This window comes from Paenibacillus sp. FSL R7-0333 (assembly GCF_038000365.1).
GTDB lineage: Bacteria > Bacillota > Bacilli > Paenibacillales > Paenibacillaceae > Paenibacillus_AQ > Paenibacillus_AQ silagei.
The window spans coordinates 5,064,639-5,084,159 of the sequence record NZ_JBBOBZ010000001.1 but is presented as its reverse complement, the minus strand read 5'-3'; the positions used below and the strand labels follow the sequence as shown (position 1 = coordinate 5,084,159).

Here is a 19,521-nt window from a genome sequence, read left to right as displayed (position 1 = left end):
TTAATACAGAGGAGTTGATTCCATGTCTCAGGCGAACTTGCCTAATATCACCCCAACGATAAATCTTACCAGGGATGATGCCGTCAACCTGTTGCTGTCCTCCATAGCAATGGAAGAATTGGGACTCAGTCATATTATCAATGCGGAAGGAGAGAAGCTGCAGTATATTCTGGGTACTCTACCGGGAATTACAGCTCCTGAAGCTACCATTGGTGATGTGCTGGCCATGAATGATAGTGTAAGGAATATGATGCGCGATATTGTCAAAAAGGAATTCATTCTGACCAACAAACTGGAGACGGTACTCAGCGCTTCCATCATGGCGGGTCCAACCGGTCCAACCGGAGTAACGGGTAATCCTGGAGGACCTCAAGGACCTCAAGGAGCTCAAGGTGATCAAGGTGCTCAAGGTCCAGAAGGTGCAGTCGGTAACACTGGGTTGACCGGAGAGACTGGAATGACCGGGGCGACGGGATTGACCGGAGTAACTGGGCTGACTGGAGGGACCGGCGCTAGCGGAGCAACCGGAATGACGGGTCTTACCGGATTGACTGGATTGACTGGCGTTACGGGACTTACAGGTCTAACCGGGGAGACCGGTGCTACCGGCCTTACGGGTCTAACTGGAGAGACCGGTGCTACCGGAATGACGGGAATGACGGGTATGACTGGGATGACGGGGCTGACCGGTATTGCATTCTTCGCGGATTATGCTTCTTCTTCAACCACTGAGTTGGGTGTAGGACCAGATAGTCCTATCCTATGGGATGATCCGGGACCGTCAGATGGAGAGATTATAAATAACACCTCATACTTTGCTTTACCTGCAAATGCAACAATTTTCGTACAATTCTATGTAAGTGGCCAGAATCCCTCTCCTGCAGGTCCGATGGTCTTCCAATTATATTACACGGATGCAGCAGGAACGGTGGGAGCCGCTGTCACTGGAGGGTCAGCAACCTCTTCTATAGACAATGACGGTATTGCAGCCGTGTCAGGCGGAGGCATTATACAGACAGACGCAACCGCGGTGCGAGGTGTAGCCTTATACAATAACACCACCGGGGAGCCTATCGGGGAAAGTGCGAATCTCTCTGCCAACATCCAACTAATCAGAATTAATTAATTCCCTTGTATTAAGAAAAGCAAGGCACCGAGAAGCCAAAACTCGGTGCCTTGCTATGTTAAGATTCGGGAGAACATCCGGTGATTCGCCTCTTTGGAGCTTCTGTCAGCATTATCCCATACTTAATGGATGGAGCAGCATAGAATATTCCATGCTGCCGGACCAGAAGGATGTATAGGATTCCTTCATTGATACTGGACTTGGACAATCCGGCTTCAGCATACAATAGTACTGGAGGTGTAGTTGGGCAGTTGTCAATCAGCGGGAGGTAAGCAAATTGAAAGAGAAAGAAGGGTTGTGTCGACATGTCATCATTGATTCCGGTTCAACTGGGAAGTCCGGGAGCGGCAATCAGGCTGAATAGTCCTGTATTTTTTGAAATTAGCCATCCCTTGTCCCAAATAGATTTCAGCGTACCTCTGTCGTTCAGGCCGGCAGTGCCCGGCAGTTATCACTTAATTATCGGATTAACGATTCTGAAAGACGGTCAGGTCCTTCATACCTTTAATGATCCGTATATAGGCAACGCCAATACCGCTGGCGATTCCCTGTCTACTGATGTAAATGCAAGTGTTACAGGAAGATTTGACCAAGGGGAACAGCAGTTTGAACTGGAGCTGAGGGTTCTGTCGTATCAGAATATCCAGGGGAACCCGCTGCTTGGTGTCCCAGCCGTTTCCGTCCAAGGTTACTCCGTGGCAGCCGAAGAAGTTGGTCCCACGGGTCCAACAGGAGAAACAGGGCACCCCGGTAATCGGGGATTGAAAGGTGCTACGGGGACCCGGGGGCCAACTGGGCAACTAGGCGGTACTGGTATTACCGGAACGAAAGGGATGAGGGGCGCTGTAGGAGCGTCTGGTATCGTGATTAACTTAGGGAGCGAAACCGGTGAAACCGGAAATACAGGGGTCACCGGGCCAGGTATTATCGGCCTGACCGGGGCCACAGGAATCGGCCGGACAGGTCCGACCGGTGCTGGTCCAGCCGGGCCCACAGGAGCGACTGGAGCCAAGGGAGTGACCGGACAGACCGGTCCTGGATCATCCATTACCGGACCAACTGGTCCGACAGGAGCTACAGGCGCGCCTGGACCAAGCCGATCGTTGCCAGTGGTCGTGAGTGACACCTTACTATCGAACAGCCCAAGTGAAGGAGTGCTTGTTGGCCAGCTTCCGCCGGTGCAGATTGATGCGGCTGACCGCTGTGTAATGATCGAGGGGACGCTTCAGATCAGCTATGGGAACCCTCCGGATCGTGAGTTCCGGAATGCTTTATACTATCAAGTCCATCGGAACGGCCAACCTGTGGGTAGTCCCCAGTTCTGGGTATTACAGTACAGTTACAGTGATATAGAAAGTTCCACTCCGTCCAGCGATGGGTTAGCATTCTTTAGTATTGACCCTAATCCGCCGGTTGGACAGAATGTGTATACGCTGACAGTTCAGGTCTATACAATATCTCTTAACACATCCATCGCCTATACATCGTTCAATGCAACGGCAAAAGTGTTCCTGGATGGAAACTGACCTTATACAAACCGATTATGGAATAGAAAAGAAACGTATCTTAGGTATAAGGAGATGAACTTACGTGACGGAGATCTATTCGTCGCTTCTTCTGGGAAGCGGCAATATGCTGGCCCTTACGGGAATACGGACGGATGTGGAACAGCAGATTGCTAACGCAGATTTGCGGTTGGCTGTCCCCCTGTTGCTGGATATCCTCAGTCCGGGGGAATACCACCTGCATCTGGATTATGAGCTGTGGAGAGACAAATCGCGTATTACAGCGGGTGCCGTATCGGTTGAATCGCAGACCTCTACAACGGGGCTGGTCCAGACAGAAGCAATCATAAGATTCAGGGATCAGCTGTCAGCAGGGGTTCACCGCTATGAACTGAGGCTGAAGGGGCTTCATGACCAGAATATCGCTTCCGATATCCGGGTGGGGTCGCCGCTGCTGCAGACCGGACCCGGGCCGATCATATTGGCCGGTCCTATAGGTGCCAAAGGTCAAACTGGTCTTACGGGTCTAACCGGGCCAACGGGTTCACAAGGACTGCCAGGGTATCCGGGAGATCCAGGTCCGTCACTCTCCGGAGCTACCGGACTAACAGGCCCGACCGGAGCAACCGGAGCGACCGCATACATTGGAGGATCTCCCGGACCGAAGGGTGCGACAGGAATAACAGGCGGAAGCATTACCGGCCCTACGGGAACGAACGGAGTGGGAGCCACTGGAGCTACGGGGATTGGAGCTACAGGCAATACAGGACTCACTGGCTGGACTGGAGTGCCAGGTGACCCCGGTCCGGCCGGATCAGGGAATGAGCCGGGAGACATGGGACCCGCCGGGGCCAGGGGACCTACAGGATCTCCAGCAGACGGCTCCTACATTCCAACATTAACCTACGCAATTAATTCAGTTATTTTACAACCAACTCAGTTCAATGGGCCTGTTATTGTTGTAACACTACCGGCGAGTTCCCCGGAAACGGGACGCTGCCAAATTGCCGGCGGTGTGCAGCTCCGGTGGAATGGCCCACAGGCTCAGATACCTAACAAGGGTATAAAGATATATTTCGTCCTCACCGATAGTGATGGGACGATCTACTATCAATATAGTGATTCCAGTGGGACACAAGGTATTAATTTAAGTCAGTTTATCCCATTCGTTGCTATGTATAGTGGGTCGCCGACAGAGATGAAACTTGTTCTGATGGTAACGGCCGATATATCTGATCAGTGGTTAGTAACAGCTTTGGGTACCTTAACCGCAACTGTACTTCCCGATAATACATGAAGACCGGAAAATATAAAGGAGTGGTGAAGTGATGTCAAACCTTACGTTTCTTCCGCTGGGAATGCCGGGACCGGCAGTCCATCTGGCTGAGACACTTCAAATCGCAGCAGCACAGCCTCAGACGCAGGTTACTTTCCATATCCCGCTCGTCTTCCAAAGCCTCACAGCCGGGCCATCCCAGATGGGGATTGAACTGGAGACCACGCTCTCCGGACATCCTGTTCAGACCCAATTGGTTACGCTGTCCGATAACGGTACAGAGGAAGCGGCCAGAACGCTACAGGTTACAGTCAACCATCCGGGAAATCCGGGAACGTATGCTTATAGCATCCAAGCCAGGGTGGTCAGCTATAGCAACATTAAGGCCAATCCCCTGATAGGGAGAGCCGTTGCCGGTATTGCCTCGGTAGCCACAATCAGAGCGGATACCGGCATTACCGGTCCGACCGGTCCGACCGGTCTAACGGGGGTCACGGGCTACCCGGGGTTCCTCGGTGGGGGGGGGCTAAAGGGGCCGGTGGGACCGACAGGGTACGGCCCGACCGGTCCCACCGGAGACACGGGTACTACCGGAGCCGATGCTACCGGAGGGACCGGCGGTGCTGCCGGGGCTGCCGGTCCGACCGGCCCGACGGGGCAGACTGGAGCTGGCGACCGTGGGGCGACCGGGGCTGCTGTAACCGGGGCTACAGGCGGAGGCCGCAAGGGGACCACTGGGGCCAGGGGCCTCACAGGATTAACGGGCGACCGGGGAGCGACAGGTACGGGGGATAAAGGCCCAACCGGCCCGGTAGGTTTGACAGGAGCTGCAGGTGCTACTGGAGAGCCGTTGCTTCCTCCCCAGTATCAATATAGTGCCGATCCATTAGGCTTGACTTATGACTTTCAGACTGTTCTGACCTTACCTCAAGTGGTCTTTGAGGGTGGACCGAATGTCGTATTACAGGGGAATGTTCTGGTTACTTTTCAGCCGTATTTGACCGCCACGCGGGTTCCCATTGTTATCAATGTACTCTTCAACGACACCATCCTCCAAGACTTCTCTTTCTATTCTATTCAGCAGAGCTCTGACAGCTTCCCGGGCGGGGAGCGGGCGAGTGTGGACTGCCCGTTCAGTCTAACTCATTATAACGCTGGTGGTCTCGGGGCGTATTCTGTACAAGTAAAGATAGATCAGCCTGTGCCAGATGGTTTCGACTTAAGGGTGGAGAACCGGTATTTATTGGCGGAAGCGTCGGAAAAAGAGCGGCCCTATGTCAGGGACAGAACGGTCTATTATCTCGCTGCAGGTGCAGTTCAGATTTTCGACGCTGTAGAGGGTCTATCAGCACCCGTCCCTATGTACGACAGCATCTATGTCGGATTTGGTGCCAATGTCGCTTCAATGGATGGCCGTTATATTTACTATGCGGTGAAGGATAGACTATATCAGTTCAACATAGATACACTAACTGTGGATTGGGAACTTGACTTGACAGGAGGCATGGTCGCTTCCGACCTGCTGTTGACGCCTGATCAGAGGTATCTCTTTATCTCAGATCTTACCAATCCCCGGGTTCAGATCTATGATCTTGTGAATAGGGCAACGGTCCGAATCTTGTCTTTGAGCTCCAGCGTCCGTTTCTCTGCCGCTTCTCCTGACAGCCGTTATGCTTTCTTCTATATCTACACAGGCCAGACTATCAACACGGGCCAGGTGTATGCCTATGAGATTGCAACGGATTTGCTTACAGGACCTTTCTTTACTTATCTCAGTCCACCGGCAGCGGACCCCTCCGACTCCAACCCGCTGGTAGTTACACCTGACAGTAAGCAGGTTTTGCTAACTCCAAATAGATATCAATACTATTATACTCCTTTAATTATTGGTGATTCTTCTCAAGAGGCTTCTGCTGGTGGAAATGCTGCTATAACATCTGGCATACTTCAATTGGAGAATGGTGAGGTATATGTAATGGGCAGCGGATTATCACAAGACAATGTGACAGGGATAGCCCGTTATCTAGGATACACCCAATTGGGCATTTACCCGGGTCCGGACCAACCATACGCTATGGTTCTATCGCCGGATGAGCAGTGGATCTGTATCGCGGGAATTAGTGAGCTGATGCTGTTCTCGACCAGCGAGTTAACTTCACGGTACATTCCAATGTTGGATTTAGGCATCGAGGGCGGGCTCATATTTACCTGGGACAGCCGTTTTGTTGTCCTTACCGGAACCCAGAATAACTACTCGATAAGTGTGGAGGATCTGACAGTCCGAACCTTCGATCTTCCGCCCGAAGCTAACAACTCGCCGCTGGGCTATTCCCTCTCCAACGGAAGATACAAGACGCAGAGCAAATAAACGAGAAGTCCTGTGCTGCATTAGTTATCCCGAGAGCAACTCTTATGGTTGGGGGAACCATGGAGTTGTTCTTCAATTCATATCGGTTGGACAAGTGAGAGAAGTCATGCAAGCCGTATCAATGCCTTGAAGTTGAAAAAGGAGTGGTGAAGTGATGTCGAACCTTATGTCTCTTCCGCTGGGAATGCCGGGACCGGCAGTCCATCTGGCTGAGACACTTCAAATCGCAGCAGCACAGCCTCAGACACATTAAGGCCAATCCGCGGGGGGCGCGGGCTACCCGGGGTTCTTCGGTGGGGGGCTAAAGGGTCCGGCCCGACCGGAGAACGGCTATCTTTACGCGGAACAGGTGGAGCAGGAAGGTGCTTTTGCGTGGGCATCCAAGGTCTATTTTGTCGGTAACGGGGCACTTAAAATTTTTGACGCAGTTAATGGTGTGATTAAATCCGTCCCGATGTGGGACACCACCAATCTTCCAAGAAACCCCTTCTTTGCTACCTATGCCGCTTCACCGGACGGCCGTTATATTTACTACGGAGTAGGAATTACGCTGTACCGTTTCAACACGCAGGAAGAGACAATCGATTTGAAAATGGATTTGATCCCCACCATAAATATCTCAGGTATGCTGCTCACGCCTGATGCAATGCAGACACTCCAGTATTCTACAATTCCGTATCCAGTGGAAGATATGAGTCGCAGAGCCGTTTAGAGAGAGTTTAGCCCAAAACCAAGGGGAGTAGGGAGTGTGGACAATTATGAAGGGAATCATTCTGGCAGGCGGCTCGGGGACGAGGCTGCATCCGCTGACGAAGTCGATCTCGAAGCAGATTCTACCGGTGTATGACAAGCCGATGATCTATTATCCGCTGTCTGTCCTGATGCTGGCGGGCATCCGGGACATTCTGCTGATCTCCACCGGGCGGGATATCCGGCTGTTCCAGGATTTGCTTGGTAACGGTGAACAATTGGGGCTATCGCTGCAATATGCGGTTCAGGAGCAGCCGCGCGGACTCGCGGAGGCGTTCCTTATCGGCGAAGAATTCATCGGCACGGATCAGGTGTGTATGATTCTGGGCGATAATATATTTTATGGGCAGAGCTTCGGCGCCATTCTGGAGAAGGCTGTTTCGCGTCAGGAAGGTGCCACAATATTCGGCTGCCGGGTACAGAATCCGTCTGCTTACGGTGTTGTCGAATTCGACAGCTCGGGCAAGGCGGTTGCACTGGAGGAGAAGCCGCTGTATCCCCGGTCCCACTATGCGGTGCCGGGCTTGTACTTCTACGACCGGCAGGTAGTGGAGATAGCCAGACACATCAAGCCCTCGCGGCGCGGCGAAATCGAGATTACCGATGTTAACATAGAGTATCTGAGAAGAGGACAACTACACGTGGAACGCTTCGGCCGGGGAATGGCCTGGCTGGACACCGGAACGCCCGAATCGCTCCTGGAGGCGGCCAATCTGGTCGAGACTATCCAGAAGCGGCAGGGGCTGTATGTAGCTTGTATAGAAGAAATTGCTTTTAACAAGGGGTATATCACCAGGGAACAGCTTCTGGAGCTGGCCAAGCCGCTGCACAAGCTGGCGTATGGACAATACTTATCAAGCATAGCCGAAGAATCCCTTACTGCGAACTGAGGTATATCTGATTCAAGACCATTAATGTAAGGAGTGAGTGTGCTTGAAGGTATCTGATTATGTAATAGATTATCTTAAGCAACAAGGCATATCGCATGTCTTTGAATTTATAGGCGGAGCCATTGTCCATCTACTTGATTCCGTTTCGGTTAGAAATGATATCGAATGTGTTTCGGTTCGCCATGAACAAGCAGGTGCTTTTGCGGCTGAAGCTTATGCCAGGATGAACGGGAAGCTCGGTGTGGTTATGGCCACAAGTGGACCGGGGGCATTGAATTTGCTTACCGGAATAGGCAGTTGTTACTTCGATTCAGTTCCTTGTTTGTTTATCACGGGACAAGTGAACACTTACGAATATAAATTTGAGCGGCAAGTAAGACAAATAGGGTTTCAAGAAACCGATATTGTCAGCGTAGCGAAGCCGTTGACTAAATATGCTGTCATGGTTACAGAGCCGGATCAGATCAGGTATGAGCTGGAGAAGGCAATAGTTCTGACTCAGCATGGCCGGCCAGGGCCAGTCTTATTAGACATTCCGATGAATCTTCAACGGGCACAGGTTGAGCCTGAGACTCTGAATAGCTTCTACAATAGCAAAGAGTACAAAGCGCTTATGAAAGATTCAGGGGACGTAAGCGATTCTGTCATTGAAGATGTTATTAAGATGCTAGGTGCAGCCAAGAGACCGCTGATCTTAGCGGGCGGTGGTGTAAGAGCCGGTAATTCTGCAGCAGCACTGTCCCGATTCATTGGCAAGACAGGAATACCCATAGTTACATCATTAATGGGGCTTGATGTGATCTCGCATGATCATCCGCTGTATACAGGTCTGATAGGATCCTATGGTAACCGGTACAGCAATCTGATTCTTGCTAATTGTGACCTGTTGCTCATCTTCGGTTCAAGACTCGACAGCAGGCAGACCGGAACCAGACCGGATACCTTTGGGCGTGGGGCCCAAATGATACACGTGGATATTGATCATAATGAGCTTAACAGCAAGGTTGCAGCAACACTTGCCATCAAGTCTGATCTGAAGGTATTCCTGGAACGGATGGATTCTGCACTAACCGGGTATCACCCGCCGGATATCACTGAGTGGTTAGCATATATTGCCGGTCTCAAAGGGCAATATCCTACGTATTCTTTCACTCCGAGTGCCAATGAAATTGAACCTAACCGCTTCATGGGGCTATTGTCCTCCAGATCTGCGAAGTTCAAGGCAATCTGCCTGGATGTGGGACAGCATCAGATGTGGGCATCGCAGTCATTCTTATTGTCCGGGAACCAAAGACTACTCAATTCCGGCGGGATGGGGGCGATGGGATTCGCCTTGCCGGCAGCCATCGGAGCTTGCTTAGCAACAGGGGACGAGACTCTCGTCATTGCGGGAGACGGTGGCTTTCAATTGAACATACAGGAATTAGATACGGTTGTCCGGCTGCATCTGCCCATTAAAATAGTGGTTATGAATAATAGCTCTCTGGGAATGGTGAGGCAGTTCCAGAATTTGTATTTTGAGGGCAGGAAACAGTCTACAGTAAATCCTAATCCTTCATTTATCGATATTGTTAAAGCTTATACCATTCCGGCCTTTCAAATGAATAACACGGATGATATTCATCAGCTTGAACAGTTCTTAAGTACTAAGGGACCGGCATTTATTGAGGTTAAGGTGGACAGAACAACCGACGTCTATCCCAAGCTGGTTGTAAATAGGCCTATTGAGGATATGTATCCGTATCTGGACAGGGACGAATTGAAAAGAATCATGCTAATCGACCTCGCGTCAGAGATGGGTCATCCTGAGTAAATCTCTCCTAGCCCAGAGGGAGATCACCAACGAAGAAGCGGTGTCCATCTGCTGAATGCAGTGGAACACCGCTTTTCTGTAGTTCGGTCCGGCTTCTGCATATATTGCCTTTGCAAAGAATAATTTAATTATTATGCAATACAACAATAGAGGTGAGTAGATGAAATATTTCCAGAATCATGTGCATGGGATGGAGGGGCTCTGTAATCAGCTGATGGCTCTTTACCGGGCAGTATCGGAAGCATTCCTGTGCATTGAACGGGGCGAATCGGCCTGTATTATCCTTGCTGATGGTCAAACACGCAACTTTATTAATCTGACCAACGAACCTTTTTTTTCACCTTTATCTATTGATGCTTTCATAGAGGTAGATCAATTCCAGTCAGTCCTGGCCTCCCGAAGTGTGTCACTCCTACGAATGAGAGATGCAGAATCATTGTCTGAACTGGCGGTTAGATGCTCCCGTTTCCCTATCAGCACCATGACTCCAGAGGAGGCCCTTAACACGGGGATCTGGATAGCTGCTTCATTTCCTTTTGCCGCCAAGCCGTTGGAATTAGCCCACACGATCATCGGCTCTATGTCCCATTACCCCAAATGGGCTGCTATGCAATTACGTATCGAAGGAGATATATTGTATGGCCAAGAGGCCATGAACATAAGTCTTGATAATTACGCACAGCAGTATGTGCATCTGGCAGCCGGCCACTTGGCTCAGTTCCCTGCAATGTCGGCAGTATATATAGCAACCGGTGTGAAGGAAGAGGTTCTCAGAAGGGCTTCCAAAGAGCTGACGGAAAGATTCCCAGATACGGTTCTGCTTAGTAAAAAAGAAATTCTGCGGCGATCTTCGGGACTTTGGGAGGAATTTCAAGCCCTGTCTCTGGAAGAGCAGGCGTTGGTGGATTGGCTGGTCTGCCTGAATGCTCCTCACTTTCTGGGTCCGCACGGGAACTCCTTTTCGTACCTGGCCGGATACATGCGTCACTACCGTGGATTAGAGCCAGACACTACATTATTATGGCCGGAGTACCAGCCTTACTGGGATTTATGGTTTCCCAGAGTGTGAACAGAAGCTGTAACCAATTGTTTTTTATGTATAAAAAAGTCGTGCGTGAATATTAATCAAAAGAGGTGTTAGGCGTTTTTTGGGAAGCAGAGGCGTAGTTTGAAATTGAAAGGGGTTAATATAATGGATGTACCGAACCCTGAACAAGGGAGCTATTTCAGTTGTGGATCACAATCGGTATTGGCGGAGAATGGTTATGTATCCAATCCCTCCTGTGTTTCTATAGGCAACCATGTAAATGTGCAGGCGGGTTATCACTGGAGGATCAAGGGAGCGGATTCAGGCAATGCTCCTAGTTTGACAATTAAGGACGGTTGCAGTATTGGAGCAGGTTTTCATGTTAACAGTAACCATAAAGTCCACATAGGCCGGAATGTGCAGATTGAACCTTATGTCATTATATCAGACCGGACGGTTAGACCGGGTTTTCCAAGTTGGGTAAGCACTTCAGAAGAGATGAATAGCCCGGAAACGCTGGAGGTGGGGGATGGATGTGTCCTTCGCGCACATAGCGTAATTGCCGGAAATGTAAATATTGGAAAATTCAGTATTGTTGAGCTTAATAGTGTAGTTGTTGAGGATGTTCCAAGCTTCTGCACGGTCTCCGGCAATCCCGCTGTCGTTACCAAAGTGTTCATTCCTGAAACACTCGAATGGGTTATCGTGCACGGTGAGGAAGAAACAAAAGCTGCACTTGAACGCCGCCGGGAGCATCCCCTGTTGTCGATAGTCATTCCGACCTATAATCGTGCTCATCATCTGAACAATAATCTTCAATCCATTTATAGTCAAATTTGTGATGAGGACCTGGTGGAAGTGGTAGTCACGGATAATCACTCGCAGGATACTACACAGGAGGTCGGTGAGTCATATACCAAGTTATTCTCCAGCTTTCGTTATAGCCGGAATGAACAGAACATAGGGTTCGATCTCAATATGGCTCATGTCTCCTCACTGGCGAGAGGGAGCTTTATTAAATTGAATGGAGACGATGATTACTGGCTTGATGGGGCGCTGATTGATTTCATAGGGATTGTGCTCAACAACCTTGATTGTGCGCTGTTTCACACGAATCAGTTGGATACGGATGGGCAAGTAGTTACCATGGAGGGCAGTGATCTATTCCTGACACATACAAGTAATGATGCGGTGCACATGACCATGAATACGATGAAACGCTCACTTTGGAGTCAGATTGAGGATACAACGAAGTATGCTTCCACGGGGATCATTCATATGTATTGGCTATATGATATTCTTGCTTTGGACCCTAAGTTTTGTATAATAAACCAAAAATTATATTATTTTGCAGGGGTTGCGCCAGAGGGATATAACGTAGGTAGAATGGTAATTAAGAGTGCGCTGGATGTGTTTCTGCATTATGAAGGCCGGACTCTGAAAAGTGAGACGATTCGTGAGGAGAAGAAGAAGCGTGTGTACGGGGTGATTATTCCATTGTACGATATTATTGTGAGATATGGATACTCAAGTGACATCTCGAATTATGAAGATTATTATACAGAATACTACGCAAATGAAGATTACTATGAAGATGGGCTGATGAAGCTGCGGGAAATCTCGGCGAGGCGGCTGTGAAGAGTCCCACACCAAATAAGATTGCTATACTGGGAGCCACTGGGCACATTGCGAGGAACCTGATTCTCGGTCTAGCTGCTTCACAGGAGTATGAGCTGTATTTATTCTCACGGTTCAGAGACAGAATGGCCCTTTTCCTGGAGGAAAAGCAGCTTCAGAAACATGCCCGGCTCTGTGAGTACAGTCAATTCGAACTTACGGCGGACTATGATGTGATTATCAATGGGGTGGGGATCGGAGATCCGCGTGACCTCATTCAGCATCCGTTCAAGGTCTTTGAGATTACCGAGCATTACGACAAGCTGATTCTGGAATATCTGCATGAGAATCCGGCTGCCATATATATCAATCTAAGCAGCGGGGCGGTATACGGGTCTGACTTCGACCAGCCTGCTACAGACGGGAAGTGGCTCAAGCTTGATCCCAACCATCTATCCGCTCAGGAATTTTACGGGATCACCAAGCTGAACATGGAGGCCAAGCACAGAAGTCTGGGCCAGTACCGCATTGTGGATCTACGGATATTTGGTTTTTTTAGCGAGTTTATTGATCTGGATTCACGGTATTTGCTGACAGATATCATTGATCACCTTAGAAAGGGAGAGATTCTGCACACCTCATCGGACAACATCGTTAGAGACTATGTGCACCCCTGGGATTTGCTCCAGCTCATCAAGCTGTGTATGAAGGAAGATGTACGGAATAATGTATATGATGTATTTTCACTAAAGCCTGCGGCGAAGTTTGAGATTCTGGATTACTTCGCAGGTTCCTACGGGCTTAAGTATGAAATACAAGATAATCCTTCCTATAACTCCATAACCGGCTCTAAGACTAACTATTATTCTCTTAACCACAGAGCCACCCAAATAGGCTACCTGCCCCGTTACACGTCGCTCCAGAGCATAAAGAACGGTTATGATCAATTGATACGCGTATAACTAAATACCATATTCTCCGTTCGTGCTATGTGAACAAACACCATTCTAAGAGAGCTGTCCGGTTCTCCGTCTGGGGATCGACCGGATCAATTTCCGAAAGCATCGGTACGTACAGCAACTACCCGTATGAGACGAAGTGGACCTTCAACTCCGCTCTGAGTCAATGACAGATCAAATGAAATTCATGTTTCCCGTCCCTCAGGGAATTCTAGAACTGGAGAGTTATCTACCATTCTGAAAGCGGTGAGGACGGAATTCATGAAGCAAGCTTCCGGTACAACTGAAGAAGATAAGAAATTGAAATGGTGGCAGCTAAGCCTGCTTGGGATTGCGGGGACGATTGGAACCGGGTATTTCCTCGGCTCGGGGCTGGCAATCACAATCGGCGGACCGGCGGTGCTGCTGGTATATCTGTTAGCTGCGGCGGGGACTTATGTTGTATTCGATGCCCTGGCCCGGATGACGGCGGAGCAGCCTGAACAAGGCTCCTTCCGCTCCTATGCGAAGCAAGCGTTCGGGAATTGGGCCGGCTTCGGCAGCGGTTGGCTGTATTGGTTCTCGGAGCTGCTGATTATGGGCAGCCAGCTCACCGCATTATCCATATTCTCGCGCTTTTGGTTCCCGGCCGTACCCATGTGGGTGTTCGCGGCCGGGTTCGCGGCGGTTGGACTGGGGATTGTATTCTTCGGGAATACAGGCTTCGACCGGGTGGAGAATGTGCTGGCCGTCATCAAGATGGCGGCCATTCTGATGTTCCTGGCGCTGGCGGCGGCGCTGCTGGCAGGCTGGATTGGCGGCGGCAAGTACACCCCGAAGCTGCCGCAGGGTTATAAGGGGTTCTTTCCTGCGGGAGGTATCGGGCTTTGTTCTGCGTTTATTTTTGCCTTTTATGCCTATGGGGGCATTGAGGTGCTGGGGATTATGTCTTACAGGCTCAAGAATCCGGAGGATGCCCCGAAGGCAGGGAAGGTGATGCTGGTGGGACTGGCGTCCGTGTATATCCTGTCTATTGGACTTGCGGTAATTATGGTACCGCTGAGCGCTTTTAACCCGAAGGAAAGTCCCTTCGTGCTGGCCTTGCGCAGCGAACATCTGGCCTTCGTGCCGCATCTGTTCAATGGCGTGCTGATCATTGCCGGCTTCTCTACTATGACTGCCTCGCTGTACGCAATCACCTCAATGATGCTTACGCTGGCCCAGGAGGGGGATGCCCCTAAGATGTTCTCGAAGAAATGGAAGGAGAAGTACCCGTTCTTCGCGCTGTGCCTGATTGCCGCCGGTCTGAGCGGTGCCATTATGATGTCCTTATGGTTGCCGGGGAAGGTGTATGAATACATCACCACCGCTGCCGGACTGATGATTCTCTATAACTGGGCCTTCATTCTGCTCTCCTCGGGCAGGCTGCTGAAGCCGAGTACGCTGGGCGCAGTGAAGCGCTGGAGCGGACTGATACTGATTCTGGTGGCGGTCACCGGAACCTTGTTCCATAAGCTGAGCCGCCCGGGCTTCTACATCAGCCTGCTGATTGTAGCGCTGATTGCGCTGGGGGACTGGATCGTTCAGCATGTCCGCAGCAAGCATGCAGCCGTACCCTATCCTTCACTGCATGGGGGTCCAGGAATTCGGATTAAGGGCATTCGGCTGCGGAAGAACAAGATCTAATGGAATAAAGGCAGCGATTCTCCGGTTTGGGAGAATCGCTGCCTTGTTTATAGCTAATTTTAAATTAAAGTAATGATGGTCACTTCGCATCTGTTTGGGGTAGTAATAATTACAGGAGTACCTAACATATTTTGGACCTGCATGGTAGTATTTACTCCTCCGATAAGATCAATAATCGCATTTGCAGTGTGATTGACATTTGAGGAGTTAGTGGATAAAGATAATGTTCCCTTAACAAAATTCGTTGGGGGATCAGGGAAAGTACCAATCGAAAGTTGGTATCTGTTATCAGGAGTACCTCCTACAGAATATATGACTAGATAAGAGTGCCCAGCGGTTAAATTAATGGTTCCAGGTGGTGTAAGTGTTACTGTGTCGCTTGTTCCATTAAGAGTATCAAACGGCACCGGACCTTGAGGCTCGGCAGTCAGACCGGTAACCGATATAGTAGCATACACAGCGTTAAGAGGTTCACCTGATACACCTGTCACCCCAGTTGGTCCTGTCACTCCGGTGGGTCCGGTGACACCGGTGGGTCCGGTGACGCCGGCGGGTCCGGTGACACCAGTGGGTCCGGTGGTGCCTGTTGGCCCAGTAGTACCCGTGGGTCCGGTGACGCCAGTTGGCCCGGTGACGCCTGTCGGCCCGGTGGTGCCGGTGGGCCCGGTGACGCCGGTGGGTCCGGTGACGCCAGTGGGTCCAGTGATGCCTGTCGGCCCGGTGACGCCCGTCGGTCCGGTGACACCGGTGGGTCCGGTAACGCCGGTAGGTCCAGTGACGCCAGTGGGTCCGGTGGTTCCCGTCGGCCCGGTGACGCCGGTAGGTCCAGTGACACCAGTTGGTCCGGTGGTTCCCGTCGGCCCGGTGGTGCCGGTGGGCCCGGTGACGCCGGTGGGTCCGGTGGTTCCCGTCGGCCCGGTGACGCCGGTGGGTCCAGTGACGCCGGTGGGTCCGGTGACGCCGGTGGGCCCTGTGACGCCAGTGGGTCCGGTGGTACCAGTGGGCCCGGTGACACCAGTGGGCCCGGTGACGCCAGTGGGCCCGGTGGTTCCCGTCGGCCCGGTGACACCAGTGGGTCCGGTGACACCAGTGGGCCCTGTGGTTCCCGTCGGCCCGGTGACGCCGGTGGGTCCGGTGACGCCCGTCGGTCCGGTGACGCCGGTGGGCCCTGTGGTGCCGGTAGGCCCCGTGACGCGGGTGGGCCCGGTGACGCCGGTGGGTCCGGTGGTTCCCGTCGGCCCGGTGGTGCCGGTGGGCCCCGTGACGCCCGTGGGCCCCGTGACGCCCGTCGGTCCTGTTACCCCTGTATTTCCTGTGTCGCCGGTGGGCCCGGTAACGCCGGTGGGTCCGGTGACGCCGGTGGGTCCGGTAACGCCAGTAGCTCCGGTAGCCCCCGTGGTTCCGGTGACGCCTGTCGGCCCTGTAACTCCAGTAGGTCCGGTGAACCCTGTGGGCCCGGTGGTTCCAGTCGGCCCGGTGACGCCCGAAGCCCCGGTGAACCCTGTGGGCCCGGTGGTGCCGGTTGGCCCGGTGACGCCCGTCGTCCCTGTTGGACCAGTAATGCTGTCACCAGTAGCACCCTGGGGGCCAGTGGAGCCGCGTTGCCCAATCTCTTGCCAGTCTGTCCAGTGCTCTCCGTCATCCTGACTGCTACGGTAATAGAGGACAGGATTAGAGATATAGAGCTGCTGAATATACTCTCCAACCTTGGAGACGTACAAGGTCCAGACTGCGGGGTGAGCTACAAGCGGCGGACCGTGATGAGGATCTCCTCCATTGGGATTATCGGAGCTGTAGACACCGGCTTCGGTGAATGAGTCTAGATCAGACTCAGACGTTTCCTCGCTTAAAGGTAGAGCGCCTATGTCCTCGGCATCAATTACAACGGCTCCGATCTGGGTGTTGACACTGGTGACGGCTCCTGGAAGTCCAGTAGCTCCAGTCAGTCCAGTCGGTCCTGTTATCGTTGGAATACCAGAGGCGGTCTGTAATTTTGAGTCCAGCATCATTTCCTGGCGGATGATGGTATTCAGCATGGCTTGAGTACTGTTATTCACCTCCAGCACCTGTTCCAGAGTGGCGTTCGGACCGCTTATTCCTGGCAGTGTGCCTAGAGCAAACTGGATTTTCTCCCCTTCCGCATTAATAATGTGGGCCAAACCGAGCTCTTCCATAGCGATGGAAGAGAACAACATGTTAACGACATTATCTCTTGTTAATGTGATCGTTGGAGAGATGTTGGGAATATTAGGCGTAGACAAATGAAACCCTCCTTCATGATTTGATGATCAGTATATCGTTATGTCAACGTATTTATCGTAACTCCGCATCTGGCAGAGACAACTGTTATACTTCCCCCTCCAACATTTTGAACCTCCAAAGTAGCAGCAGTTGTCTCACCGCGAAGATCAATAATGGCACTTGTCGTGTGATTGACATTTGTATTATTGGATGCTGACGTAAGAGTGCCCGGAACGAGAGTATTTGGAGCGCCAGGAGCTACACCCCTTGCAAAGCGGAAGGAGTTATTATTACCGGCTCCTACCGTGTAAATAGCCAGGTAGGCGTGCCCGGCTTGTAAAGTAAAGGTTCCTGCGGCAAGTGCAATATTATTGCTTGTTCCAACATAAGCGTCGAACGGAACAGCTGCATTAGGGCCAACAGTTGGAGACGGGTCGGCGGTTATATTAGCATAGAGGTAGTCATTTGCCGGCCCGGTAAATCCTGTTGGCCCGGTAACGCCGGTCGGTCCGGTAACGCCGGTCGATCCGGTAACCCCCGTTGGTCCGGTAACCCCTGCGGGCCCGGTAACGCCGGTGGGTCCGGTAACACCGGTGGGACCCGTGTCCCCGGTCGGCCCTGAGATGCCGGTCGGTCCAGTGACGCCGGTCGGCCCGGTGTCCCCTGTAGGTCCGGTAACGCCGGTCGCCCCGGTAGTGCCCGTAGGTCCGGTATCCCCCGTGGGCCCGGTAATGCCTGTCGGTCCGGTGTTCCCGGTCGCTCCGGTGATGCCGTTCGGTCCAGTGACGCCTGTTGGTCCAGTGTCTCCGGTCGGTCCGGTAACGCCGGTCGGTCCAGTGACGCCGGTGGAACCCGTGTCGCCGGTGGGTCCGGTAACGCCGGTGGGTCCGGTAACGCCGTCCGGTCCGGTGGTGCCAGTGGGTCCGGTGACGCCTGTTGGCCCGGTGACACCCGTCGGCCCTGTTATCCCTGTATTTCCCGTTGCACCAGTGGGTCCCGTGTCGCCGGTGGCCCCGGTAACCCCAGTGGGGCCCGTAACGCCAGTCGATCCGGTGACGCCGTCCGGTCCAGTGACGCCTGTGGGTCCAGTAACGCCGGTAGGACCTGTGTCCCCGGTCGGTCCGGTAACCCCGGTGGGTCCGGTGACGCCCGTTGGCCCAGTAATGCCCGTCGGCCCGGTAATGCCCGTTGGTCCGGTAAGCCCGGTCGGTCCGGTAACCCCTGTTGGCCCTGTAATCCCAGTGGGCCCGGTAACGCCGGTCTCTCCGGTGATGCCGGTGGATCCGGTAAGCCCGGTTGCTCCAGTCATGCCCGTCTCTCCGGTGAGGCCGGTCTCTCCGGTGGCACCCGTCTCTCCGGTGAGGCCGGTCGCGCCAGTGACGCCCATTATTTCTACGCCCGTCACGCCTGTTATCCCCGTTGATCCTGTGAGACCGGTTGGCCCAATGATGTCCGTCGGCCCGGTGACGCCGGTGGCTCCAGTAACACCGGTTAGTCCGGTCGCACCGGTCTGCCCCTCAATTCCCGTGTCTCCGGTAATCCCAGTTACACCCGTAAGGCCTGCGCCAGTAGCGCCTTTCGGTCCGGTGAAGCCTTGCTGCCCGATCTCTTGCCAGGGTGTCCAGTTCGCTCCCGCATCCTGGCTGCTGCGATAATAGAGGACGGGGTTAGAGATATAGAGCTGCTGAACGTATTCTCCCACCTTGGAGACATATAAGGTCCAGACCGGGGGATGAGCTACAAGCGGCGGACCGTTGTCAGGATCTCCTCCATTAGGATCAGCGGAGCTATAGACACCGGCTTCTGTGAACGAGTCCAGGTTGGAAGTAGACAGCTCCTGGGTTAAAGGCAGAGCCCCTATGTCCTCAGGATCAAGCACAATTGTTCCAGTTTGGCCGTTGATACTTAATACGCCGCCAGCAGCACCCGTGGTTCCTGTTGGCCCCGTCGCTCCAATTACAATTTTAAGATTCGAGGCAGTGCTTAAAACAGAATCCAGCATCATTTCATGCTTGGAGGTCGTATTCAGCATGGAGCGTACGTTGTTGCCCAGCTGCAGCAACTGGGCAACAGTAGCTGGCGGACCGCTGAGTCCCGGCAGCGTGCCCAGAGCATACTGGATCTTCTCTCCCTCTGCATTGAGAATGTGAGCCAAACCGAGTTCTTCCATAGCGATTGAAGAGAATAACAGGTTAACGGCATCATCCCTCGTCAATGTGATCGATGGTGTTATATTTGGAATATTAGGTGTTGACAAATAAAACCCTCCTTCATGATTTAATCG

13 protein-coding genes are annotated in these 19,521 nt (G+C 52.4%); 11 read left to right on the top strand and 2 right to left on the bottom strand.

Translation table 11 applies throughout. The annotated features are described in order from the left end of the window. Nucleotides 1-22 precede the first annotated feature (22 nt). From MKY86_RS21475 to MKY86_RS21425, 11 genes are all read left to right on the top strand, one after another. Complete coding sequence (locus MKY86_RS21475) at nucleotides 23-1,126, top strand: collagen-like protein (protein ID WP_076086892.1); 1,104 nt, start codon at nucleotides 23-25, stop codon at nucleotides 1,124-1,126. A 305-nt stretch (nucleotides 1,127-1,431) separates the two neighbouring features. Further along, nucleotides 1,432-2,652 carry a collagen-like protein gene (locus MKY86_RS21470; RefSeq protein WP_076086889.1) on the top strand — a complete coding sequence of 407 codons (1,221 nt, stop codon included), beginning with the start codon at nucleotides 1,432-1,434 and terminating at the stop codon, nucleotides 2,650-2,652. A gap of 64 nt (nucleotides 2,653-2,716) precedes the next feature. Beyond that, nucleotides 2,717-3,928, top strand: a complete 1,212-nt coding sequence (locus tag MKY86_RS21465; RefSeq protein ID WP_076086886.1) for a collagen-like protein — start codon at nucleotides 2,717-2,719, stop codon at nucleotides 3,926-3,928. A gap of 31 nt (nucleotides 3,929-3,959) precedes the next feature. Beyond that, on the top strand, nucleotides 3,960-6,275 hold the full coding sequence (locus tag MKY86_RS34185; RefSeq protein ID WP_445669906.1) for a hypothetical protein: 2,316 nt from the start codon (nucleotides 3,960-3,962) through the stop codon (nucleotides 6,273-6,275). A 349-nt stretch (nucleotides 6,276-6,624) separates the two neighbouring features. Beyond that, nucleotides 6,625-6,987, top strand: a complete 363-nt coding sequence (locus MKY86_RS21455) for a hypothetical protein (RefSeq protein ID WP_076084113.1) — start codon at nucleotides 6,625-6,627, stop codon at nucleotides 6,985-6,987. A 46-nt stretch (nucleotides 6,988-7,033) separates the two neighbouring features. Then, on the top strand, nucleotides 7,034-7,915 hold the full coding sequence (gene rfbA, locus MKY86_RS21450; protein ID WP_076084192.1) for a glucose-1-phosphate thymidylyltransferase RfbA: 882 nt from the start codon (nucleotides 7,034-7,036) through the stop codon (nucleotides 7,913-7,915). 43 nt (nucleotides 7,916-7,958) lie between these two features. Then, on the top strand, nucleotides 7,959-9,728 hold the full coding sequence (locus MKY86_RS21445) for a thiamine pyrophosphate-binding protein (RefSeq protein WP_076084116.1): 1,770 nt from the start codon (nucleotides 7,959-7,961) through the stop codon (nucleotides 9,726-9,728). A gap of 160 nt (nucleotides 9,729-9,888) precedes the next feature. Next, nucleotides 9,889-10,797 (top strand): hypothetical protein, encoded by a 909-nt coding sequence (locus tag MKY86_RS21440; RefSeq protein WP_076084119.1) that lies wholly within the window; start codon nucleotides 9,889-9,891, stop codon nucleotides 10,795-10,797. A gap of 123 nt (nucleotides 10,798-10,920) precedes the next feature. Then, nucleotides 10,921-12,393: a glycosyltransferase gene (locus MKY86_RS21435; RefSeq protein WP_083685655.1), complete on the top strand. Its 1,473-nt coding sequence runs from the start codon at nucleotides 10,921-10,923 to the stop codon at nucleotides 12,391-12,393. Next, complete coding sequence (locus MKY86_RS21430; protein ID WP_076084125.1) at nucleotides 12,390-13,334, top strand: NAD-dependent epimerase/dehydratase family protein; 945 nt, start codon at nucleotides 12,390-12,392, stop codon at nucleotides 13,332-13,334. Before MKY86_RS21435 ends, MKY86_RS21430 begins: the two co-directional genes overlap by 4 nt. A 258-nt stretch (nucleotides 13,335-13,592) precedes the next feature. Continuing rightward, nucleotides 13,593-14,996, top strand: coding sequence for an amino acid permease (locus MKY86_RS21425; protein ID WP_076084128.1), 1,404 nt, complete (start codon nucleotides 13,593-13,595; stop codon nucleotides 14,994-14,996). A gap of 59 nt (nucleotides 14,997-15,055) precedes the next feature. Here the strand turns inward: MKY86_RS21425 and MKY86_RS21420 are convergent, their stop codons facing one another. Both MKY86_RS21420 and MKY86_RS21415 read right to left on the bottom strand, forming a co-directional pair. Beyond that, a complete protein-coding gene (locus MKY86_RS21420) occupies nucleotides 15,056-17,257 on the bottom strand; it encodes a pyocin knob domain-containing protein (RefSeq protein WP_340827447.1) in 2,202 nt (733 codons plus the stop codon). A 38-nt stretch (nucleotides 17,258-17,295) separates the two neighbouring features. Then, nucleotides 17,296-19,494, bottom strand: a complete 2,199-nt coding sequence (locus tag MKY86_RS21415) for a hypothetical protein (protein WP_076084131.1) — start codon at nucleotides 19,492-19,494, stop codon at nucleotides 17,296-17,298. Nucleotides 19,495-19,521: the final 27 nt, after the last annotated feature.

Coding starts and splice junctions, on each gene's coding strand:
- MKY86_RS21435 (WP_083685655.1), top strand. CDS start 10,921: ATGGATGTACCGAACCCTGAACAAGGGAGCTATTTCAGTTGTGGATCA.
- MKY86_RS21440 (WP_076084119.1), top strand. CDS start 9,889: ATGAAATATTTCCAGAATCATGTGCATGGGATGGAGGGGCTCTGTAAT.
- rfbA (WP_076084192.1), top strand. CDS start 7,034: ATGAAGGGAATCATTCTGGCAGGCGGCTCGGGGACGAGGCTGCATCCG.
- MKY86_RS34185 (WP_445669906.1), top strand. CDS start 3,960: ATGTCAAACCTTACGTTTCTTCCGCTGGGAATGCCGGGACCGGCAGTC.
- MKY86_RS21470 (WP_076086889.1), top strand. CDS start 1,432: ATGTCATCATTGATTCCGGTTCAACTGGGAAGTCCGGGAGCGGCAATC.
- MKY86_RS21425 (WP_076084128.1), top strand. CDS start 13,593: ATGAAGCAAGCTTCCGGTACAACTGAAGAAGATAAGAAATTGAAATGG.
- MKY86_RS21475 (WP_076086892.1), top strand. CDS start 23: ATGTCTCAGGCGAACTTGCCTAATATCACCCCAACGATAAATCTTACC.